Annotated in this window: 20 protein-coding genes; 14 read left to right on the top strand and 6 right to left on the bottom strand. The window is 51.0% G+C overall.

The window, feature by feature from the left end:
• Positions 1–192: 192 nt before the first annotated feature.
• The gene (locus A3842_RS32460) at positions 193–333 is read right to left on the bottom strand and encodes a hypothetical protein (protein ID WP_178382333.1); all 141 of its coding nucleotides are present in this window, start codon (positions 331–333) and stop codon (positions 193–195) included.
• A 436-nt stretch (positions 334–769) separates the two neighbouring features.
• On the opposite strand from A3842_RS32460, the gene iolC reads away from it, so the two are divergent.
• From iolC to A3842_RS11280, 12 genes are all read left to right on the top strand, one after another.
• On the top strand, positions 770–1,780 hold the full coding sequence (gene iolC, locus A3842_RS11335; protein WP_074101478.1) for a 5-dehydro-2-deoxygluconokinase: 1,011 nt from the start codon (positions 770–772) through the stop codon (positions 1,778–1,780).
• A gap of 205 nt (positions 1,781–1,985) precedes the next feature.
• Positions 1,986–3,446 carry a CoA-acylating methylmalonate-semialdehyde dehydrogenase gene (locus A3842_RS11330; protein ID WP_074101477.1) on the top strand — a complete coding sequence of 487 codons (1,461 nt, stop codon included), beginning with the start codon at positions 1,986–1,988 and terminating at the stop codon, positions 3,444–3,446.
• 24 nt (positions 3,447–3,470) lie between these two features.
• The gene (gene iolD, locus A3842_RS11325; RefSeq protein ID WP_074101476.1) at positions 3,471–5,426 is read left to right on the top strand and encodes a 3D-(3,5/4)-trihydroxycyclohexane-1,2-dione acylhydrolase (decyclizing); all 1,956 of its coding nucleotides are present in this window, start codon (positions 3,471–3,473) and stop codon (positions 5,424–5,426) included.
• 106 nt (positions 5,427–5,532) lie between these two features.
• A complete protein-coding gene (gene iolE / locus A3842_RS11320) occupies positions 5,533–6,429 on the top strand; it encodes a myo-inosose-2 dehydratase (protein ID WP_074101485.1) in 897 nt (298 codons plus the stop codon).
• Positions 6,430–6,826: 397 nt separating this feature from the next.
• On the top strand, positions 6,827–9,019 hold the full coding sequence (locus tag A3842_RS11315) for a helix-turn-helix domain-containing protein (protein WP_256701661.1): 2,193 nt from the start codon (positions 6,827–6,829) through the stop codon (positions 9,017–9,019).
• Between the two features lie 371 nt (positions 9,020–9,390).
• The gene (locus A3842_RS11310) at positions 9,391–11,004 is read left to right on the top strand and encodes an extracellular solute-binding protein (protein ID WP_074088788.1); all 1,614 of its coding nucleotides are present in this window, start codon (positions 9,391–9,393) and stop codon (positions 11,002–11,004) included.
• Positions 11,005–11,080: 76 nt separating this feature from the next.
• The gene (locus A3842_RS11305; RefSeq protein WP_074088789.1) at positions 11,081–11,983 is read left to right on the top strand and encodes an ABC transporter permease; all 903 of its coding nucleotides are present in this window, start codon (positions 11,081–11,083) and stop codon (positions 11,981–11,983) included.
• Positions 11,984–12,008: 25 nt separating this feature from the next.
• Positions 12,009–12,881, top strand: coding sequence for a carbohydrate ABC transporter permease (locus tag A3842_RS11300; protein WP_074088790.1), 873 nt, complete (start codon positions 12,009–12,011; stop codon positions 12,879–12,881).
• Between the two features lie 32 nt (positions 12,882–12,913).
• Positions 12,914–13,864 carry a sugar phosphate isomerase/epimerase family protein gene (locus A3842_RS11295; RefSeq protein WP_074101474.1) on the top strand — a complete coding sequence of 317 codons (951 nt, stop codon included), beginning with the start codon at positions 12,914–12,916 and terminating at the stop codon, positions 13,862–13,864.
• The gene (locus A3842_RS11290; RefSeq protein ID WP_074101473.1) at positions 13,864–14,526 is read left to right on the top strand and encodes a hypothetical protein; all 663 of its coding nucleotides are present in this window, start codon (positions 13,864–13,866) and stop codon (positions 14,524–14,526) included. Before A3842_RS11295 ends, A3842_RS11290 begins: the two co-directional genes overlap by 1 nt.
• Positions 14,527–14,578: 52 nt before the next feature.
• Positions 14,579–16,327, top strand: coding sequence for a hypothetical protein (locus A3842_RS11285; protein WP_074101472.1), 1,749 nt, complete (start codon positions 14,579–14,581; stop codon positions 16,325–16,327).
• An 88-nt stretch (positions 16,328–16,415) separates the two neighbouring features.
• The gene (locus tag A3842_RS11280; RefSeq protein WP_074088794.1) at positions 16,416–17,807 is read left to right on the top strand and encodes an MATE family efflux transporter; all 1,392 of its coding nucleotides are present in this window, start codon (positions 16,416–16,418) and stop codon (positions 17,805–17,807) included.
• 111 nt (positions 17,808–17,918) lie between these two features.
• Here the strand turns inward: A3842_RS11280 and A3842_RS11275 are convergent, their stop codons facing one another.
• On the bottom strand, positions 17,919–18,194 hold the full coding sequence (locus A3842_RS11275; RefSeq protein WP_256701663.1) for a beta/alpha barrel domain-containing protein: 276 nt from the start codon (positions 18,192–18,194) through the stop codon (positions 17,919–17,921).
• Positions 18,195–18,372: 178 nt separating this feature from the next.
• Between A3842_RS11275 and A3842_RS11270 the strand changes: the two genes are divergently transcribed.
• Together A3842_RS11270 and A3842_RS11265 are read left to right on the top strand one after the other, a co-directional pair.
• Positions 18,373–18,804 (top strand): MerR family transcriptional regulator, encoded by a 432-nt coding sequence (locus A3842_RS11270; protein WP_074088796.1) that lies wholly within the window; start codon positions 18,373–18,375, stop codon positions 18,802–18,804.
• A 35-nt stretch (positions 18,805–18,839) separates the two neighbouring features.
• Positions 18,840–19,265 (top strand): MaoC family dehydratase, encoded by a 426-nt coding sequence (locus A3842_RS11265; protein WP_074101471.1) that lies wholly within the window; start codon positions 18,840–18,842, stop codon positions 19,263–19,265.
• Between the two features lie 82 nt (positions 19,266–19,347).
• On the opposite strand, the gene paiA is transcribed toward A3842_RS11265, so the two are convergent.
• The 4 genes from paiA to A3842_RS11245 all read right to left on the bottom strand — a co-directional run bounded on the left by paiA (position 19,348) and on the right by A3842_RS11245 (position 22,804).
• Positions 19,348–19,866 (bottom strand): spermidine/spermine N(1)-acetyltransferase, encoded by a 519-nt coding sequence (paiA, locus tag A3842_RS11260; RefSeq protein ID WP_074088798.1) that lies wholly within the window; start codon positions 19,864–19,866, stop codon positions 19,348–19,350.
• A gap of 23 nt (positions 19,867–19,889) precedes the next feature.
• A complete protein-coding gene (locus A3842_RS11255; protein WP_074101470.1) occupies positions 19,890–20,342 on the bottom strand; it encodes a MarR family winged helix-turn-helix transcriptional regulator in 453 nt (150 codons plus the stop codon).
• A 125-nt stretch (positions 20,343–20,467) separates the two neighbouring features.
• Positions 20,468–21,802 (bottom strand): 6-phospho-beta-glucosidase, encoded by a 1,335-nt coding sequence (locus A3842_RS11250; RefSeq protein WP_074088800.1) that lies wholly within the window; start codon positions 21,800–21,802, stop codon positions 20,468–20,470.
• 6 nt (positions 21,803–21,808) lie between these two features.
• On the bottom strand, positions 21,809–22,804 hold the full coding sequence (locus A3842_RS11245; RefSeq protein WP_074101469.1) for an N-acetylglucosamine kinase: 996 nt from the start codon (positions 22,802–22,804) through the stop codon (positions 21,809–21,811).
• Positions 22,805–22,902 lie beyond the last annotated feature (98 nt).

Genomic DNA, 22,902 nt, shown 5'->3' with positions numbered 1-22,902 from the left:
GGCAAGGGCAAGGGCAAGGGCAAGGGCAAGAGCAAGGCAGGAGTAGGAGTAGGGGATGGAAGAAGGAGTAGGAATAGGAAGGGTAGTAGGAAGGGGGCCATCGGAATCCCGGCGAAGTGAAGTGGAATTAGTAAACTTAAATGGGCTAAAAAGCTATCTGTAGAAGGAATAGTTGGAAAAAGGAAACTTAATTCAAGCAAAATGCGCTTTAAGGGTGCGAATCGGTCGGATTAACTCTACTTTTTCCAACTGATGCTTGCGGAGATAGGGGATGGGAAGATTTAAGTTCACTTTTTCCAATTGAGTGTGTACAGCGTGTTCGGCTTTGGTCATGATCCAATATCTGTCCTTGGTTCTATTCATTTGCCGCCGAATGGGCCGGAATTATGGAAACGCTTCAAATTCGGGATTGCCAAACCAAGACTTCTCAACTATACTTAAGTAGAAAATTAGGTTAAGCGCTTACCCTTCCCCCGATGATTGTTGTTTTCAAAATAAGCAGAGATTGTCTCGAATACTTTTTCATTTCATTTTATTTAATTCATTTAAATCGATTCATTTAATTCGATTTCACCAATTTCACTTAATCTCATGAGTCTCATGAATCTCACTCAGTCTCACTCAGCCTCAATCAATCTCAATCAATCTCAATCAATCTCAATTAATCTCATTCAATCTCATTCAGTCTCATTCAATTTCACTCAAACCATCTCAGACTATTCTTCCTAAGTGTTCTTTCCACTGAAAGCTTTTTCAAGGAGGCGCCACTATGAACGGTTTACAGTTCGATCCCGCCCGGCCGCTGGATTTAATCGCCGTCGGCCGGCTATGTATTGACCTTAATGCCAATGAAACCGGAAGACCTATGGAAGAGACGCTGACATTCACCAAATATGTCGGCGGCTCCCCCGCCAATATTGTAATTGGCACGGCGCGGCTGGGCATGCGCACCGGCTTCATCGGCAAGATTGCCGATGATCAGATGGGCCGGTTTATCCGCACCTATCTGCAGAACAACGGTATTGACGACAGTCAGGTGACGGTTGACCGGACCGGTGCGGTGACCGGGCTTGCTTTTACAGAAATCAAGAGCCCGCAAGAATGCAGCATTCTCATGTACCGGGACCATGTAGCAGATTTGCTGCTGACTACGGAGGAGATTTCGGAAGAGTACATCCAGAAGTCCAAAGCGCTGCTGATCTCAGGTACCGCACTGGCACAAAGCCCCTCCCGCGAGGCTGTATTTCTGGCGCTGGAATTTGCCCGTAAGCATAATGTCACTACATTTTTTGATCTGGATTACCGCCCTTACACATGGAAATCTGCCGCAGAAACGGCTGTCTATTATAACCTGGCTGCAGAGAAATGCGACTGCATCATCGGTACCCGTGAGGAATTCGACAGTATGGAGAACCTCTACAACGAGAAAGGCGCAGACGATGAAGCAACGGCCAGCCGCTGGTTCTCGCACCGGGCGAAGCTGGTGGTCATCAAACACGGCGGGAGCGGCTCTATCTCCTACACGGCAGACGGGAAAAAGCACCGGAGCGGTATTTTTCCCGCCAAGGTATTGAAGACTTTTGGAGCCGGAGATTCTTATGCCTCGGCCTTCATCCACAGTCTGATGCGGGGAGACACTGTCAGCGAGGCCATGCGCCGGGGCAGTGCTTCCGCCTCCATCGTCATCTCCCGCCACAGCTGCTCGGACGCCATGCCAACCCTGGACGAATTGGAAGCGTTCTTAAGCACTAATGAAGAAGTGGGTTTAGGCTTGGATTAAGAAGGCTGTAGAAGCGGAGAACACCAATTTAGAGCATCATCTCGAAGCAAACCTACTAGATAAGCTGAACTTAAGAATGATGGAAAGCTGATTGAATTGACTCTTGCTCTTGTGGTCCAAGGATTCCTCCAATACAGCATGCAAGATTCTTAAGTTCATTCCATATAGCAGGAACAGATTACTAGAGTCGAAGGAGTGGAGCAGGATGGAACAGCAAACCGCGAAAGTGCTGAATAATTATATTGACGGGCAATGGGTAGAGGCGGATACGAAGCAGACGGAGACGGTGTATAATCCGGCTTCAGGTGAAGAATTAGCGAGGGTTCCGCTGTCCGGGAGGGCAGACCTGGACCGGGCTGTGGCTGCGGCGAAGACGGCTTTTGAAGGATGGTCCAAGACACCGGTGCCGCGCAGAGCGCGAATATTGTTCAAATACCAGCAGCTTTTAGTAGACCATTGGGATGAACTGGCGAAGACAATCACACTGGAGAATGGAAAAAGCTTCAAAGAAGCGTACGGCGAGGTGCAGCGCGGCATCGAGTGTGTGGAGTTCGCCACCGGTGTGCCGACACTAATGATGGGCCGGCAGCTGCCGGATATTGCAACAGGAATCGAGTCCGGGATGTATCGCTATCCCATCGGTGTGGTTGGCGGCATTACGCCTTTTAATTTCCCAATGATGGTGCCCTGCTGGATGTTCCCGCTCGCTATTGCCTGTGGCAATACCTTTGTACTGAAGCCTTCTGAACGCACACCGCTGCTGGCAGCGCGTCTTGCAGAGCTGCTGGAGGAAGCTGGTCTGCCAAAGGGCGTATTCAACCTGGTTAACGGTGCGCATGATGTCGTGAACGGACTGCTGGAGCATCCCGATGTCAAAGCAATCTCCTTTGTGGGCTCGCAGCCGGTGGCGGAATATGTATTCAAGAAAGGCACTGCGCATTTAAAACGGGTACAGGCGCTAGCAGGTGCAAAGAACCATTCCATCGTACTGGCGGATGCGAATCTTGAGGCTTCGGCTAACCAGATTGTTAATGCAGCCTTCGGCTCTGCCGGAGAACGCTGTATGGCTTGCTCCGTGGTAACGGTGCAGGAAGAGGTGGCGGATGAGCTGATCTCCATCCTGCTGCGAGAATGTGACCTGATGAAGATAGGCAATGGAATGGATGACGGCACGTTTCTTGGGCCGGTTATCCGCCAAGGGCATAAGGAGAGGACCGTCTCTTATATTGAACAAGGCGTGGCTGAGGGTGCAAAGCTGCTCAGGGACGGCCGGGAGGACGCCGCTGTGCAGGAGAAGGGTTATTTTATCGGACCCACGGTGTTTGACGGGGTGACCCGGGACATGAAAATCTGGCAGGAGGAAATCTTCGCGCCTGTATTGTCGGTGATTCGTGTCAAGGATGTGATGGAGGCGGTTGAGATCGCTAACGCGTCACGATTTGCCAACGGAGCCTGTATTTTTACGAATGACGGCGGGAAAGTGCGCTATTTCCGGGAACATATCGAGTCAGGCATGCTTGGTGTCAATGTCGGGGTACCGGCACCGATGGCTTTCTTCCCCTTCTCCGGGTGGAAGGATTCCTTCTATGGTGACCTTCATGCGAACGGAAGCGACGGGGTTGAATTCTATACACGCAAAAAAGTCGTCACTGCCCGCTGGCAGTAAAGGGTACGAGAGGAGGGGATACATGTGGAACGAATCAGATTAACGACAGCGCAGGCACTGGTGAAATTTCTGGACCAGCAATATGTGGATTTTGGCAGCGGGCCGGAGCGCTTCATACATGGGATATTCACCGTCTTCGGTCATGGCAATGTATTAGGCCTGGGGCAAGCGCTGCAGGAAGCACCGGGTGGGTTGACCGTCTACCAGGGGAGAAACGAGCAGGGGATGGTTCATGCGGCAACCGCATTCGCCAAGCAGAGCCGCAGACGGCGGATTATGGCTTGTACCGCTTCCGTGGGACCTGGCTCAGCTAATATGCTGACGGCTGCAGCCACTGCGACGGCTAATCAGATTCCCGTCCTGCTGCTGCCTGGCGATACATTTGCTAGTCGGCAACCCGATCCGGTGCTGCAGCAGATGGAACATACTCATAATCTGTCGATCACGGTCAACGATGCCTTCAAGGCCGTGAGCAAATATTGGGACCGGATCTGCCGGCCGGAGCAGCTGATGACGGCACTGCTGAATGCAATGCGTGTGCTGACGGATCAGGCTGATACCGGAGCAGTTACGATTGCGCTTCCGCAGGATGTGCAGGCCGAGGCTTGGGACTACCCGCTTGATTTCTTCCGCAAGCGCATTCACCGGATCATTCCCCGCCTTCCTCATCCGGAGGAGGTCGCGGCGGCGGCAGATCTGATTGCCGGCAAACAAAGACCTCTCCTGGTCTGCGGGGGCGGGGTACGATATGCGGACGCCGGACCGGAATTGCGTGATTTTGCAGAAAAATTCGCGATCCCGTTCGGTGAAACACAGGCCGGTAAAAGTGCTGTAGAAAGCGGCTGCGCATACAATCTGGGCGGTATAGGCGTTACCGGCAACGGCGGTGCCAATGCCCTGGCTGCAACAGCTGATCTGGTGATCGGCGTAGGAACCCGTTTTACAGATTTCACCACAGGTTCAAAAAGCTTATTCACACATCCCGGGGTGGAGTTTCTGACGCTTAACGCTTCCCCTTATCATGCTGCCAAGCTGGATGCACTCGCTGTGGTCTGTGATGCAGCCGAAGGTCTGACTGCATTGTCTGCAGCCTTGGAGGAGCGCGGCTACCGTTCCGCTTATACGGATGAAATCGTGTCTACCAAGGAGTCGTGGGAAGCAGAAAGAAAACGTCTGGCAGGCATAGAGTATACCGGGAATGAGGATGAAAACAGTCTGGAAAGCCTCTTCGTACCTGAGATTGCCGGACATCTGGATGAGCTGCTCCCGGAGTATGCAGCGAAGCTGAAGACTTCACTGACGCAAACACGGGTGCTTGCGATCATCAATGAGAGTATTCCCAAAGATGCTATCGTCATTGGAGCCGCAGGCAGTCTGCCGGGCGATATGCAGCGCATGTGGAATGCTGCTGTCCCGGATACTTATCATATGGAGTATGGATTCTCTTGTATGGGGTATGAAATCTCCGGTGCGCTCGGTGTGAAACTGGCGGAACCGGGCCGGGAGGTATACGCACTGGTAGGTGACGGCAGCTATCAAATGCTGCATTCGGAGCTGGTGACAAGTCTTCAGGAAAATAAGAAGATCAACATTATTCTGCTCGACAACGCTGGCTTCGGATGCATTAACAATCTGCAGATGGAACAAGGCCTGGACAGTATGGGCACTGAATTCCGCCACCGTGGCCCGGATGGCCGCTTAAGCGGCGAATTGATGCATATTGACTATGCAGCCAGTGCAGCAGGCTATGGGGTCAAGACCTTCCGTGCGGCAACGGCAGAGCAGCTGCGAAGCGCCTTGGAGGAAGCCGGGAAGCAGGATCGGTCCACGCTGATCGACATCAAGGTGCTGCCAAAGACCATGACCCATGGCTACGGCGCCTGGTGGCATGTCGGAGTACCGGAAGTGTCCGGCAGCGAAGCGGTGCAGGCGGCCTACGAGCAGAAGCGCGGACAATTGGATCAAGCACGCAGCTACTGATAGAGTCTGAGCCCGGAATTCCTGATATCACTTGAATAATGAACGAACCATGCGGCGGGCTTGAGAACCCGTCCTACTACGGATAACGGAAGGGATAGACGCGATGATGTTCAAAGAACATGCGGTGAAGCTGGGGATTGCCCCCATTGCCTGGACCAATGACGATATGCCTGAGCTCGGGCGGGACAATACCTTTGAGCAGTGCATCAGTGAAATGGCACTGGCGGGGTTTCAGGGAAGCGAGGTGGGCAACAAATATCCGCGCGACCCGGAGCGGCTTCATCAGGCGCTTGCGCTCCGCGGACTTCAGATTGCCAGTGCCTGGTTCAGCGCATATCTGACAGTACGTCCATATGAGGAGACTGCGGCGGCCTTTTGTGCGCACCGTGACTTTTTGCATGAGATGGGGGCCAAGGTGATCGTTGTTTCAGAACAAGGGCGGAGCATACAGGGGCAAATGGGTACGCCATTGTTCGCCGATAAGCCTGTGTTTACGGAAACGGAGTGGTCTGCACTTGCGGAGGGGCTGGGCCGCCTGGGCCGTCTGGCGGCAGAGAAGGATATGACGCTTGTGTATCACCACCATATGGGGACCGGAGTCCAGACCGCGGCCGAAATTACGCAGCTGATGGAGCTCACGGAGCCGAATGAGGTGTCTCTGCTGTTCGATACCGGACATCTGGCCTTTGCCGGCGAGAATCCGCTAGAGGTACTGCGTGTTCATATACCCCGGATCAAGCATGTACACTTGAAGGATATCCGGCCGGAGGTTGTCGATCGTGTCAAGCGGGAGCAGCTCAGCTTTCTGCAGGCGGTAAAAGCGGGAGCATTCACCGTGCCTGGTGATGGCTGCATCGCGTTTGCAGAGATTTTCACTGAATTGGACCGTAATGAGTATACGGGATGGTTCGTGGTGGAGGCGGAGCAGGACCCGGCGCTTGCTAATCCTTTGGAATATGCGATGAAGGCCCGCCGGTATATCAGAGAAATCAGCGGTTTATAAATCACTAATGGTGACGATTCGCCGCTTGGCAGGTGCTTAACAATGCCTGGGTGGATAGGAATGCGGGGTTGCACGGGTGTGTGCATCCCGCCTTTTTGATTTGTTGTTTAGCCAAGAATACGGCGGCGGGTTCTGGACACAGGAATGCGGTTTCTATAGGCCATTCCTGTATTTTCCATTACGTTTCTGGTTGGCCGGGTATACCCGGCATGTGCTATAATGGCAGAACTTCATACGAAGTCCCGTTCGTGAATGCGCTTCCAATATTTACTACCGTGCGTATATTGGGGACCGAACCGCGGCCTATATTCATACGTTTGTTAGAGGGGGTTGTCCATTGTTCCGTACTTGGTATCGCCGGTTGCTGCTGTCGTACTTTCCTATTTTTTTGCTTACTGTGACGATCCTGATTTTCGCCTCTTTTGTGTTTATTAACGATATTTCACGGACGGAGACTCAGAAAGCGGACCGTATCGCCGCCAAATATCTAGTGGATAATGTAGAGCGGACCATCAAGGAAGTCGAGCTGGCGGTGCTGGAATCCGCTGAACGAAGCGATGCCTATAAGCGTTATTTCAACAGTGAAGGCCAGAGGGATACCGGGGCAATCTATGCGGTGGCACAGAACCTGCGCATTCTGACAGACGACTCGTCCTACATTCAGTCCATTTATGTATATGACAAGAAAAATGAAAGCGTTATTACAGAAACTGGATTAAAGAATCTGAACGGATTCATAGACGAAGATTGGATTCGCCACATTACCTCCGGCACGGTGAAGGAGGGGTGGCAGCCCGTCAGAGAATACAAGGATGAGTTCATTCAGCGCACGCCTGTACGTGTGCTTACCATAGATAAAGGAATGCCGCTGCCCTTCGGCTCAGAGGGTGTGCTTGTAATCAATATCAAAATGAGCGGAATTGAACAGATTGTGGACAGTATGGTTAACGAGCAATTGTCTTTCCTTACGATCTATGGAAGCGATGGACAGACATTGTACCAGGCCCATTCGGACAGCGAAGGTGCCGAGAAGGGCAAGCTGCTGAACACAGTTTATCTGGAGAAGCTTGGCTGGAAGTTCGCCAGCGGGATCAAGGCCGGCAACCTGTTCAGCTGGGTTTCTGTGATCTCCTATCTCTGGGTGGCGATTGCGTTCGGAACCGTGGTATGCGCGGTTCTATACCTGATCTATGTTACCCGGCGCAACTATAAGCCGATTCAGGTGATTATGAACCGGATTGAAGGCCATCAAATCCGGACGATGGATCAATCCGCCTCCAGGCCGGATGAAATGATGCTCATTGATGGAGTGCTGGAAGATCTGATCAACCATATGACGGATTATGATAAAAAAAGCAGGGAGAATCTGCTGCTGCAGCGCAGCAAGCTATTCACCGATCTGCTGCACAGTGAACGGCTGGACAATGCCGTCCAGCGGATGGAGGAGCTGTCGCCGCTCTCCGGAGCCGATCCTTCGTCCCGCTTCACGGTTGTGCTCAGTGAAATTAACAGCTACGAGAAGGTATTTCAGGATCGATACACCAGGGGCGATCAGAATACGCTTAAGTTTGCCCTGATGAATGTCTTTCAGGAATTGGCGCGGGGGGCGGATCTGCAGGGCTGGGCGGAGTGGATCAGCACCGACCGGGCGGCGATTCTCTTCCTGGCCACCGGCAATGATGAAGAGATGACGGAGAAAATCCGTCTATTTGCCGGGCAATGCCGTTCCTGGGTTGAGCAGAATTTGCGTATTTCTCTCAGCTTCGGCATTGGTCCGGCGGTATCCGGTCCGGGTTCAATTCGGGACTCTTATGTTGCAGCGGAGAATGTCATGCAGCACAAGCTTCTGATGCACGAAGATATCGTTCTGGCGGAAGGCGGGGACTCACGCCAGCCGCTGCTGGAAACGTATAAGTATCTACAGATGATTGCGGAGTTCGTTAAGCAGTTCCGGATGTCGAGCGGCCAGTGGCGGCAGCGGCTGGAGGGGATTTTTGAAGCGTTTGAACAGGACTTTCTGCAGGATGCCGATATTCGTTCTCTAATCCAGGCCATGCTGCAGATGCTGAACCGGGAAGTAGCCGTAATGTCAGAGCAGCTGCAGGATGAGCTGTCGGCGGAGAATGCGGCGGAGCAGTTGAAGCTGCTGGAAAAGGCGGAATCCATTCATGAGGTGAAGGACATTCTGTTCGAGTACCTGACCGATGTATTCCGTACCTATGTTTCGGTAAGCGAAACCAAAAGTTACAAGGCAATGGTAAATGAGATGAAGAAGTATATTGAAGAGAACTTTGCCAATCCGGATCTTTCCCTGAAGCATTTAAGCGACCGGTTTCAGATATCCGGCAAATATGGCAGTTATCTTTTTAAGATGGAGTTTAATATGAAGTTTGTTGATTTCCTTACGCAGCTGAGGATGGAGGAAGCCGAAAAGCTGCTGCTGGAGACGGAAGGTTCATTGCAGGATATAGCGCTTAAGGTGGGTTATGCGAATGCCATCACTTTCGGGAGGGTATTCAAACGGGTGACCGGAATTACGCCGGGCGATTACCGCTCTTTGAAGCGCGGGCACAAAGCCTCCACAACATGAAATATAAATCATATCTTTGCACCGGATGAAAGGTGAACGGCCCGGACCGGAATATTGCTCGCCAGCCTCCGCCGGGAGGACGCAAGCAGTGTTCCGGTCTTTATTTCAGAAACCTTGAAAGCGCTTTATTTTACGAAAACAGTGGTTTGGATAAACAGGAAGGCCGAATTTATGGCAAGGTGCATTTCCGAAACAGGTTTATTGTCAAATGATCGGATGCTATGAAATACTGTGGGCATCCCAAACGACAAGCGGCAGGGCAGAGCACAGGATGATGCGATGTGGATACGCTTACAGGGGATATTTAGGATTAAGGCTTGGGGGAACATAAAGTCACCATTACGGCCTGTACAGGCGAAGGAGATGGAAAGATGACAGTGAACACAAACCAAGGATTTTGGAAGAAGGCAACGGGGATCACATTGACTGCGGTAATGGGGGTTTCCCTGTTGGCGGGATGTTCGTCCGATTCCAAAGAGAATGCAGCAAACGGAGGGAAGGCGACGGAGGGAAGCAGCGCTAAGCGCGTTACCTTAAAGGTGGAAGTGTTTGACCGCGGCAACAGCCCGGCGCCTCAAACCATTACCAACAACTTTTTATCCAAGCTGGTGCAGAAAAATTTCGGTGATCCGAACAACATTGATGTTCAGTATGTACCTATTCAGCGCTCTGAGGAAGTAACGAAGCTGAACGTGCTGATGGCGAGTGACAGTGATGTACCTGACATCGTGTTCACGTATGATTCAAGCGTATTTTACCGCTATGCGGGACAGGGTGGTCTGACCGATGTCGGCAAACTTCTCGATGAATATGGTCCAAACCTGAAGAAGTTTATCGGTGACGAAACGCTGGCATTCGGTCAGCTGGATGGCAAACAGTTCTCCATTCCGGGTAAACGTGCTATCACGGGCCGTTACAGCTCTTACATCCGTCAGGATTGGCTGGATAAACTGAGTTTGCCTGTTCCAAAGACGACGGATGAGCTGTATACAACTTTGAAAGCGTTTAAAGAGAAGGACCCGGGCAAGCTCGGCAGCAAAAACATCCCGATGGGTATGGCACTTGCGCCGGCTCAGTTCGAAACACTGATCTACTCCTTCATTAAGCCGATCAGCGGCGATCTGACTTACAGCCAGCGGTACGAGCTGCCGCTCCATGAGGGCTTCAAGGATGCAATGCAGTTTATGAACAAGCTCTATAACGAAGGACTGATCAGCAAGGACTTCGGTCTGGATAAAGATAAAACGCAATTGGCCAAGGACATCCAGAATGGCAATACCGGCTATTGGTCAGAAGATGTGGATGCCCAGTTCTACAAAGACGGCACCATGGATAATCTCTACAAAAACGTGCCGGGAAGCAAGGTTACTCCGGTAGACGTGTATACCAACGCCAAAGTTGATAACAAGTACATTAAATCCCGCTATGCCTCTAACGGTATGTACATCATGATTCCAAAGAGCAGCAAGCGCGCCGTAGAAGCAATTAAATACCTGGATTGGATGTCCACAGGCAACAACCTGATTGATATTTACAATGGGGTTGAAGGTGAGAACTATGATATGGTGGACGGAATTCCGGTGGTCAAGGAAAATGTCTCTCAAGAATTTGCCGATCGCCTGTTCAATGGCGGCGACATGGCCATCATCTCTAACGGTAAGAACCTCGGCGATCAGGCAACCAACGAAAAAGCATGGGTGATGGGCTTCCCGAAAAACAATCAGGAAATGCTGAAGCAGTCGATCGCTATCGCCAACACGGACACCGTAGGCCCAATTGTCTTCGGCAAGCCGATTGAAGGGGAAGCGCAATATGGCACCACACTTACAGATAAGCTCGATGTGATCATTGTAAAAACAACGATGGCTAAACCGGATCAATTTGAAGCGGTGTACGAGCAGGAAATGAAAGACTTCATGTCTTTGGGCGGAACCAAACTGAAAGAAGAACTAGAGCAGGCGGTTAAGGAACTTCCGGCTAAATAAACAAATATAAAAAGTGAAAGCTGGGGGGAAGTGAAGGCCGCTTCACCCCGGTTTTTCTCCATAGGAGGAAACCCCATTGAGCAAAGCGTCATATTTAAGACGGTATTGGCAACTGTACGCGCTGCTTGCACTGCCGATTGCCTATTTTGTGATCTTTCGCTACGGTCCGATGTATGGTGTGCAGATTGCGTTCAAAGATTTCAACCTGTTTCAGGGAATCGGGGGCAGTGCATGGATAGGATTTGACGCCTTCCGCGAGGTTTTTGGCATGAGGGAGTTCTATACTACCCTGCGAAATACGTTTATGCTGAATTTTCTTGATTTGATTGTCTCTTTCCCGGCCCCGATCATACTCGCGATTATGCTGTATGAGATCCGGTCGGTATGGTTCAAAAAAATATCACAGACCCTTTTGTACATCCCCCACTTTATTTCCTGGGTGATCATCGGGGGAATCGTATACCAATTGTTCGGCAACCAGTCCGGTATGGTGAACGAAGTTCTGGTAGGTCTGGGACTGGACCCCGTACCGTTTCTGACGGAAAAAAATCCGTGGCTGATCACCTATCTCTTCACAGGTGTCTGGCAAAGCGCCGGTTGGGGAACCATCCTGTATCTGGCAGCCCTAACGGGTGTCAACAGGGAGCTGTTTGAAGCTGCTGAAGTAGATGGGGCGACAAGACTCAAGAAAATCCGTTACATTACGCTTCCAAGCATCAAACCAACCATCATCACATTGCTGATTCTCAACCTCGGAAAAATGGTCAGCATCGGATTTGACCGTCCTTACGTAATCGGTAATACAACGGTCCGCGAATACTCCGATGTGCTTAGCACCTTTGTATACCGGATTGGTCTGGAATCCGGGCAATATACGCAGGCTACCGTCATCGGGCTGTTCCAGGCCGTGGTGGGGCTGGTGTTCATTCTGGGTTCTAACTATATTTCGAAAAAAACGACCGGTGACGGCATTATATGACAAGGAAGGAAGGAGGCGGAGTGCTATGAGTGAACGTACCTCAAACCGTATTTTTGATATCGTTAATATTACATTGGTTACGTTGTTCGTTTTGTTCTGTCTGGCTCCGTTTTTACACATCATTGCGGTATCCCTAAGTTCCAACCGGGCGATTACCTCCGGCGAAGTGACCCTTTTCCCTATTGAAGTGAACTGGGATGCATACATTCAGGTGTTTTCGAATGATTCCATGATCCACTCTTTGATCTTCACCATTATTCTGACGGTAGCCACAACTGTGCTATGCATGCTCTTCACCGTCGCAGCAGCCTATCCGTTGACCAAAAAGAATCTGAAGGGCCGTAAAGTCTTCATGTATCTTATCGTCGTTACGATGTTTTTCAGCGGCGGAATTATTCCCGAATATTTGCTGATCCGCGATTTAAAAATGATCGATTCGGTCTGGGCGCTTATTCTTCCCGGTCTGGTCAGCCCTTTTAATCTTATTATTCTGATTTCCTTTTTCAATAACATTCCTCCCAGTCTGGAGGAGTCGGCCGAAATTGATGGCAGCTCCCATTTTCACACACTGATGCGTATTGTGCTGCCGCTATCCATGCCTGTCATGGCTACGCTCGCTCTCTTCTATGCAGTGGGACGGTGGAACGGCTTCCAGGATTCCCTGATGTATATCAACAGCCCGGAACTGTATCCGCTTCAGCTGAAGCTGTTCCAGATGGTACAGAACAATATGGTCTCTGAGCTGACACAGCTGGAAGGTTCGAACAGGACTGCACTGACACCGGAGAGCCTCAAGGCGGCCACCGTCATTTTCGCCACAGTCCCTATCTTAGTTGTTTACCCGTGGCTGCAGAAATATTTTGTTAGCGGTGTTATGCTGGGTGCTGTCAAAGGCTGAACCGTTAACGGTCAAGAAAGGAGAACACTGTTATGGAGGATAAAGGAGTCTTTTCCTTCTCAACATGCTGGAACATTAAACGCCATACCATAGGCAGTGAAATGGTCCGGGAAATCCGTGAGCTTGGCTTTCGCCGCGTAGAGCTGAATTATAATGTGACCCAGGAAATGCTCACTACCATCGAGCCAATGATCGAACGGGGAGAGATCGGCATCTCCAGTGTCCACAACACCTTCCCTCACGTTCCGGACCCTGATTATGGTACGGATTCCGTACTGCTCGGCTTTGGGGAGGAGGATAAACGGCTGCGTGCGATCGAGCTGCTGGTCCGTTCAGCCGAATACACCCAGCGCTATGGGGGCGAAGCGGTTGTTGTGCATCCCGGCGAAGTGCCCTTTCCGAATGATATCAGCAAAGAGCTGGAGCAGATCTATAACGGACAGGGCAGAGATTCAGAGGCTTACCGCAGCAAATGGGCGGAGCTGATGGAGCGGCGAGAGGCTTATAGCGCCGGTTATGTGCAGAAGATTATCGAAAGTCTGGATGAGGTATGCAACCGGGCGTTGTCGAAGGGACTGAGTGTCCGGTTTGGCATTGAGACCCGCTCCAGACCTCAGCAGATTCCGACGCTCGCGGAAGCCAAGACGATTATAAAGGCGCTAAAAGGAGCACCTGTAGGCATCTGGTATGATACCGGTCATGCCATAATGATGGATCGCTTGGGATTGTACGATAGTGTGCGGGAAATGGAAGGCCTGATGGAGGATATTGTGGGTGTCCATATTCATGAAACCCTTGGTCTTTCCGATCATTGGTGCCCCTATGTGAACAGCAAGGATATGGAGTTCTACGATGCCTATTTGCCGATGATCGAGCGGGCACAGGTCAAGGTGTATGAGCTGAAGGCAGCCTGCCGGCCGGAAGAGATCGATGAAAGCCATTCGCTGCTTGCAGGTAAGCTTGCGGCCAGAGGTCAGGCCTGATGCTGAGCGATGCCGACCGGTTACTCGCTGCCAGATATGCCCCGTGCTTATTGTTCGATCCGTGCGAACCGTTCTTTCCTGTTCGCATCGGTATAACGGTACTGCGGCAGGAGGGGAACTCTCCTTCCTTCCGGCGGCGTCTGATTGTTAATCACCCCGATGTGGAGGCTGTTGTAGAATACGCCATTTATTACGATTATGATATTCAGCATCTGTATGATCTGGAGCATGTGTGGGTGTACATCGGCAGGGACGGAGAGGTGGCGGATGTTGAAGCCAGCTTTCATGGTAAATACCTGAAAGGGCTGCTGCACGGACGGACTAATCTGAGCGGAACGCGGGCTGCTCTGTATGTCCAGCCCGGCAAACATGCGCTCTCTCCGCTTCCTGAGCTATTTGAGCTGCTGCCGGGATTTGTGTCCTGCACGCAGGAGGAGGCGGGCGCAGACGGCCTGATCTATGGCGACTTCTATAGCGGAGTTCTGGCGACGGACGAAGACATTGACAGCCGGGTCCGCCGTTACCTGCAAACCTTCCGGTTCACTCCCTCTCTGACTTACCAGAGCTGGGACTATGCAGACCGGGAGGACCTGTTCGTTTCCTGGAGTCAGTTATTTGCCGAGATTCCTGAGCGTATTGGGAGAGAGCTGGAACGGATATAGGAACCTGGCATTACCCAGGCATGAAGCAGAATGTGTATTGGAGGGAATTACAATGTATAAGCAACTGGTGGAGAGTAATGACAGAGCGGTGAAGGAAGGGTTATCCCGGCAGATGCTGGATCCGCAGAGCCGCTATTACGGCGGGACGATAGATCCGGGCACGGGTATTGCCTGGGTCAATCACACGACTGGCACGCCGACGGACATGTGTTACTGGGGAGCGGCTCTGGTCAATCCCGATTCTGCGTACTATCTGGATGAAGCGCTGCTGGCGCGGCTGCTGCTGGCCACGGAGTTCGTGCTGCGCTTTCAGCATGAGGACGGCTCTATATCTCCGGGCTGGACGAATTTTCATTCTCCGCCGGATACGGCTTTTGTCATTGTCGGTTACGCTCAGCTGTACCAATTGCTGGCCCGCAAGGAATGGTTGCCGCTGCAGCCGGTGCTGGACAATATGCGGCTGTTTCTTGAACGGACCGTGCCTGTCATGATTACGGGCGGATGCCATACACCGAATCACCGCTGGGTACTCTGTGCAGCACTTGGATATCTGCATGAGCTGTTTGGACTCGAAGAGGCTGTTCAGCGGGCGGATCATTGGCTGGCGGAAGGGATGGACATTACGCCGGACGGGGAATGGACGGAGAGAAGCAATGGGATTTACAGCGCAGTCAGCGACATCATGCTGATTCATGCCGCCCGTCTGCTGAATCGCCCGAAGCTGCTGGACCCGGTTCGTCAGAATCTGCGCATGATGGTATATCTGGTCCATCCTTCGGGCGAGGTCGTTACCGATTATTCCGGCCGGCAGGACCTGGGGAGTGTTCACGATCTGTCTCCCTATTATTTACCTTATGCGATTCTGGCCCGCTCCGATAAGGATGAGTTATTTGCGGGCATGGCTGAATGGGCTGGACGTTCGCTTGCAGATCCGGGTGTCTGCTCGGTTAACGCGCTCGTGCGGATGCTGCTGGAGCCTGAGCTACAGCAGCCGCTTCAGGCAGCGGCGCCCCTTCCTGTGAAATATGAGGAAATGCTGAACGGCGATTTCCTTCGCCATAGTTATTTGGAGCAGATGGATGATGCCGGCCATGGGGGACGAATCTACCACAGCCGGCTGCATACTGATTTCGGTGCACCCGTTGCCCGCTACAGGGATGGCAGTACCAGTGTGACGCTGATTACGGAGACGCCGTCTTTCTTTGCGCTGCGCCATGGTGCCGTAAGGCTGCTTGCCGTTCAGGTGGCATCGTACTTTTATCCGGGATATGTGCCGATGCAGGAAATGACCAAGCTGCCCGAAGGATACCGCCTGGCGGGAGAACAGAAGAAAGGCTATTACGGCCCCATCGAGGAGGCACTGCTTCCGCCAACATCCCGAACGCCGGTCAGTCCTTGGTATTTGCTCCCGCATCAGAGCCGACCGCTTACGCATGAACAGACATTCCGGGTACAGGCGGAGGTGCAGCGGACTGACGAGGGCTGGACTATCCGGCTGCACTGCGATGAGCCGGCGGAGGTCATGACACAGGTGTCTTTCATTTTCGGGAGCGAAGGAAGCTTCACCTCTGGAGATCTGCAGGCTGCAGATGAGGACTGCTATCTCTGGAGCGGCGGGAATCTCCGTTATGCCTGCGGGGAGGACTGGATTGAATTGACGGGGGGCGGGAGAGAACATCTGGCGACCGGGGTACGGGAGGCCAAGTTGCAGAATAACTGCAAGGCGGTGCTGGTTAACGCAGTGACCCCGTTCGATAAGACATTCTCGATTACATTATCTCCTTCCCTGCACGGGGAGTAATGCCGGTCACATAGGCAGACCGCCTTGACTTATGCAGCTCATATGTTAGAATAGCGAGGCCCTAATTCTAATATAAAGAAGTGAACTTATGCTAGAGCCCAAGGTGAATGTGAAGCAGGGCCGCCTGTTTCTCGACAAGTATTTTTCTGGAGAATCCATTGACTACCGTCAAATCATATCGTTATTTCTTCCTATATTGGTAGACCAGGCCTTTGTGGTAGGGCTGAACGTCGTGAACACAGCGATGATCAGCTCTTCCGGTGTGGCGGCGATCAGTGCGGTGAATATGATAGATTCGCTGAATATTTTTCTGATCAGTGTATTCATCGCGGTATCCACTGGCGGAACCGTTGTTGTTGCGCAATATAAAGGCAGCGGGAACGACCTAATGGTCTCCAAAGCTGCCGCCGGAGCGGTCTCCTCTGTTTCGCTGATGGCATTTGCCATCGGCTTATTTGGCATTGCGTTCCATGGACCTCTGCTGCATCTGCTGTTCGGTGCGGCTTCGCCGGAGGTCATGTCGAACGCCCGTACGTATCTGATTGGCAGCAGCCTGTCCTATCTGGGGATTGCTGTGATGGAAGCGGTGTGCGGCGCGCTGCGCGGCATCGGGAGGACCCGTGTGTCCCTCGTACTCTCGCTGATTATGAACTTTTCTTACGTGCTGTTGAACTTCGTGTTCATTAACGGGCTGCATATGGGTGTGTTCGGCATGACCATCGCGATTAATACCTCCCGGTATCTGGCTGCGGTCTGCTCGCTGATCTATCTGTTCCGGCTCGACAGCAGCCTCCGGGTGAAGATCCGGGACTTATTGGTTCTCAACTGGACCATGCTCCGGAGAATTATGTTCATCGGCCTGCCGTTTGCGGCGGAGCAGATGTTCTTCAATGGCGGTAAGATTCTGACGCAGATTTTTATTGTCAGTCTTGGCACCTATGCCATTGCGACCAATGCAATCACTTCCTCGATCGCCGGGGTCATGCAGATTCCAGCCAATGCATTGTCGCTGACGTTGATCACTGTCGTTGGACAATGCATGGGAAGCCGGAATACCCGGGATGCGCGTAAATTCGTCAAGTCGTTTCTGTGGCTGTCCTCAGCCTCTTTTGCCTTGATGGCGCTGCTGATCTTCCCGTTATTCCACCCGCTGGTGTCGCTGTTCCATCCGCCGCAGGAGATTGTCCGGGATATCTTTATTGTTTTTCTGATGAATTCGATTGCCCAGATCCCGCTGTGGTCGATCAGCTTCATTACCCCTTCCGCGCTCCGGGCGGCTGGCGATTCCAAGTTCACATCCATCGTGTCCATGCTGTCCATGTGGCTGTTCCGCGTAGTGCTCGGCTATATCCTCGGCATCGTGCTGCATATGGGGATTATCGGGGTTTGGCTGGCCATGAACTGCGAGTGGGGCATACGCGGCTTCATTTTCCTCCGGCGTTTTCTCGGGGATAAGTGGGTTCAGCATAAGGTGATTTAACCCCTAAGGTATATACGATAAAAAAAGAACCCATTGTCCACGATAAGTGGAGATGGGTTCTTTAAGTCCGTTGAAAGTACCAATAAACGATTCAACGGTATTTGAAAATGTTTATTTAGCGATATTAAACCAACCTGGCATGGCTTGAAATACATTCCAAAGTTTTTCCGGAATATTAAGCTGGTCGAGTTTCGAAACGTTCAATTCAGAATCCACCTCGGCTTCACGTCCATTTGCGACCTTCTCAACCCAATTAGGATCCATAATTAACGCATGTCCAATGGCGACTAGCGGCAAGCCTAATTCCATAGCATTAAGGGCATCATCTGGTGTTATTATGGAACCGGCAGCCATCACAGGTATCTTCCCGTTTGCTCTTTCAAGAATGAATTCAAGCCGTGTTTTTTCATTATCCTGTTTTATTTTCTATTTCAGTGTAATTGGTTGCTGTTACGGTAAGTAAAGGGTTTATTTTTATATGGTTACATAAAGGGTTTTTATGTTATCGTTATCTTTGTGATAGATATTTAGTTACAGTAACTGTAACTGGAGGTGGGACGAGTAGATGCTGTATTCAATGACATATGTAGTGGAGAATGTAGATGTATCTGCAAAGACACTTAGATTTTATGAAGAGCAAGGGATATTACCAAACATATCTCGTGACGAAAAAGGCCGTAGAGTGTATACCCAACAACAAATAGACTGGATTTCTTTTATTCGTTGTCTCAAAGAGACAGGAATGCCTCTTTCGAAAATAAAGGATTACAAGGAGCTTTATGAACTGGGGAATAACACCTTTTTGCAAAGAGAAGAAATGTTAATGCAGCATAAATTGGAAGTGCAGAAGAAAATTGATGAAAGTTTTAAACACTTGGAGGAAATAAATTATAAAATTGCCATGTATGAACTTCAGAAAGAAGAGGTTATGAACAATCCCAACTATGACTTTAAATGTCACGGTTACTTAAGCTCCCAGGACAAGATCGTCCAATAAAACAGCAAATATAACGGATATAAGAGGTGCGATGAATGAGATTTAATGAATTTTTTGTCGGGCAAGTCTTCAGAACCAAGTCCATCAGAATGACTAAAGAGAGTATTACGAGATTTGCAGCGGAGTTTGACCCTCAATATATGCATTTGGATGAAGAGAAGGCGAAGCAAGGAAGATTTAATGGAATTATTGCTTCAGGTATACAAACCATGGCGGTCTCATTCAAACTTTGGGTGGAAACGGGGAGTTATGGTGATGATGTTATTGCTGGAACCGCTATGAACAATCTTAAATTTACTAAGCCGGTGTATCCGGAGGATGAGTTGTATACCCTTGTTGAAGTGACCGAAGTGAAAGAGAAGAAGAATGACACGGGGAGCGTTACTGTATCGCTGTCCACGTTCAACCACAACGATGAGAAGGTTTTTGAGGGTGATTTAACCGTGCTGATTAAGCAGTAACCTACACCCCAACAAAAGATATCCCTGACTCCTGCAACGGATAAGGGATATCCTCTAGCCTGAATATCTTTACAGAAGAATCCTATTGGAGTGTCTTGGTCATTATCAGATCGATTTGTTCTTCATCACCCATATAGAAAGAGTGGGCTCCGGTTTGAACAAACCCTATTTTTTGATAAAAGGTAATGGCGCGCTCATTTTTTTCCCATACCCCGAGCCAAATCTTCTCTTTATTCTGTTCTTTTGCTATGGCTATAGCTGTATTCATCAGATAGCTGCCAAGTCCCTGCTTATGGAATTTTTTGCGGATATAAATCCTCTCAATCTCAAGCGAAAGATTATCCATGATTTCAGATTGAGCCTCATTAGTGTTGACCTTTAAATACCCGGCAAGCTCCCCGTTAGAATGAATAAAATAGAATTCCGAAGAGATAGTTAATAACTCCTTCTCTAATTGCACTGCGTTAAACGCTTTTTCCAAGTAGGCCTTCATATGCTCAGGTGAATTTTGATCCTCAAATGTCTCCTTAAATGTTTCAACACTAAGATCTTGAAGCAATCCCAGATCTTCTAATGTGCACTTTTTTATAGTTATAGTCATTTTAGGTGCCTCCTTTTAAGCAATCAATAAGTTCTCTGGTTCCCCTTTTTTACAAACTCCCAGTCTTTTTCTACATTTTTTCTGACTCTTTGCAGCAGGTCGAAAACCGTTTCCACTTCACTTTCAGAGAATCCGGATAGTGCGACCTTATTGGAATAATCGTTTTCCCTTTTAATAAAAGGGTACACAGTCATCCCTTTCTCTGTAGGAAATAGTTTTTTAATTTTTTGATTAACGGGATCATCATTCTTCTTAATAAATCCGTTAATCTCCAGTTTCTTTATGGCACGAGCCGCTGTTGTCCGGTCTACCTTTATCATTTCCGCTAGCTTCTCTTGAATCATTCCCGGATTTTCACATATTCGTACGAGATATAAGTACTGCCCTTTTGTAAGGTCATACTTTTTGAATTCTATATTACTTACAGAATCCAATGCCCTGGCAATCATTCCAACCTCACGTAAAATTTCTTTCATAATTGCCACTCCGCTACTCATGTATTTTTCAAACGATGTAAAAAATAATACATTATTATTGTTGTATTTACAACAAAAAAAGAGACTGCCCCTTCTTGAAAGGCAGTCTCTTTTTGATATCCCGTTTATTGTACCGGTGTCCCGGCAGTCTCTTTGGCAAAAAAGTTCGGCAAGTATGCCTTGTTCGCTTCCAGCATTTCGTCCAGCATGGCAATGGCCACCTCTACGGAAGGCACAAGCGGATGATGTGCGAGCGCCTGAATCGCCAGGCTGCGGTCCCCGGTGACAGCGGCATCAATGGCCAGCTGCTCGTAGGTTTTGACGGCATGGATCAGTCCCTTGGCCATCGGAGGGATCTTGGTCAGCGGCAGCGGCAGGGGGCCGGTCTTGGTTACCACGCAGTTGACCTCAATGCTCGCATCCTCCGGCAGGAAGTCCAGGACGCCGCGGTTCGCCACATTCAGTGTCTGGATGTCGTTCGTGCCATTGTGCAGGGAACGCATCAGATTGACCGCAGCCTCGGAATAAAAGGCTCCGCCGCGCTGCTCCAGCTGCTTCGGCTTCTCGCTCAGCTCCGGATTGGCGTAGATGGCGAACAGTTCCTCTTCTACGTGTTTGACAACCTCGGCGCGGTTGCCGCCTTGCTTGAAGGATTCCTGCTGTTCTGCGAGCATGGCATCGGTCATATAGAAATATTTCAGATAGTAAGAGGGCAGTGCATGCAAAGATTGCAGGAACTCGGGATTCCACTCCCTCGCTGGAACATTCTTCGCGCTGTAGCCAGCGGTGTCGGCCAGCATGTCATCCAGCTTGTCTTCGCCTTCAACATCAATGCGGGTAATCCAGTGCAGATGATTCAGGCCGACGAACTCGGCATAGATCCGGTCAGGGGCGGCATTGTATTTGGCCGATACCTGCTTGATCAAGCCGATGGGTGCATTACACAGCCCCACACTCTTGACGTTCGAATACCGCAGCACTGCTTCGGTAACCATTCCGGCCGGATTGGTGAAATTCAGCAGCCAGGCGTTCGGCGCCAGCTCCTCGATATCCCGGCAGATGTCCAGGATGACCGGGATGGTACGCAGTGCCTTCAGCATTCCGCCCGGGCCCGTCGTTTCTTGGCCGATTACTCCATACTTCAGCGGGATGGACTCGTCACGGGCGCGGGCATCCAGCATGCCGACACGAATCTGTGTACTGACGAAATCGGCGCCTTCAATCGCTTTGCGGCGGTCGGTGGTGAGGTGGACCTCGATGGGAAGCCCGGATTTCTCTACCATCCGTTTGGCCAGACTGCCGACGATATTCAGCTTGTGCAGGCCGGGGTCAATGTCCACAAGCCATAGCTCGCGGACCGGAAGTTCCTTGTAATGAAGAATGAAGCCTTCGACGAGTTCCGGGGTATAGGAAGACCCTCCGCCGATGACGGCGATCTTAAGGCCTTGGTTAGTTGCCAAGATTAATCACTCCTGTCTGGTTGTGATGGGGATTGCTTCGAACTCTTGAAATACACGCATTTTCTCATAAATATCGTTGTTTACAGGAATACCGTCTTCTTCGAGTGCTGACCATACAGCACCGACGACAGGTTCTGTGGTTAAGGTGACCACGGAAGCGTTCGGAGCTGCGCTGTGCACCGCATGCTCAATCGGGCCAGTGATCCAGCCCCGGTCACCCCGGGTAAGGAGGCTTCCGGCGAGCACTACGTCAAAGGCCTCGTTCTCCATGCCCAGCCTGTGAATCACGGCCGCAGCCGCTTTGCCCAGCTCCACGCCCTGGCGGTGCAGGATCGCAAGCGCTGCGTCATCGCCTTCGGCCGCAGCCGGGAACAGCAGGCGGGCGGCGTCCAGGGGCACAGACTTTCCATGATCGAGGAAGTCATCGAACATCTCTCCGACATGCGTATAGCCGAGCAGCTGAAGCAGCGGCTCTGTGAGAAGTGTAGGTGCTTCCCTCCCGTCCCAGGCCCGGAGTACGGTGCGGAATACTTCGATATTCAGCGCTCCGCCGCCGCCGAAATCGCCGTACATATAATCAAAGCCGCCGCATTGATAGTGCCGGCCCTCACGGCTGTGCCCGGCGGCATTCGTGCCGGTTCCACAGATGAGAGCAACGCCATAAGGGCGTTTCGTACCGGCACGCAGGCCGATCATCGGGTCGCCGCTGATCGTATAATTCGTAAATCCGATGCTGCGGATCATCGGATGGAGGATGTCGTAATCCGTCTTGCGGTCAGCACCGGCCAGACCCAGATAAGCATGCTTAACCTCGCCAAGCCGGAGTCCTGCTTCCGCAAGCGCCGCGAAGGCTGCCTCATGGATACTGGCCGCGGCCTGACGGGCTCCCATCTGATGGTTCCCATTGCCGCTCCTGCCCTTCCCAAGCACATTGCCATGCTCATCGCAGAGCAGAGCGTAGGTTTTGCTTCCTCCGCCATCGATGCCCAAATAGTAAGCCAATGGTCGTCACTCCTAAAGTTTTGTAGCCACGCATCCTTGATATATACTCCGCAAAACTCGCCTCGAAAGCATAGTCTAAGTTTTGTGAGCTTTCACAT

It is taken from the genome of Paenibacillus sp. P3E (assembly GCF_001909045.1).
In the GTDB taxonomy this organism is placed as follows: domain Bacteria; phylum Bacillota; class Bacilli; order Paenibacillales; family Paenibacillaceae; genus Paenibacillus_AQ; species Paenibacillus_AQ helianthi.
This window is presented reverse-complemented; position numbering and strand designations above follow the sequence as displayed.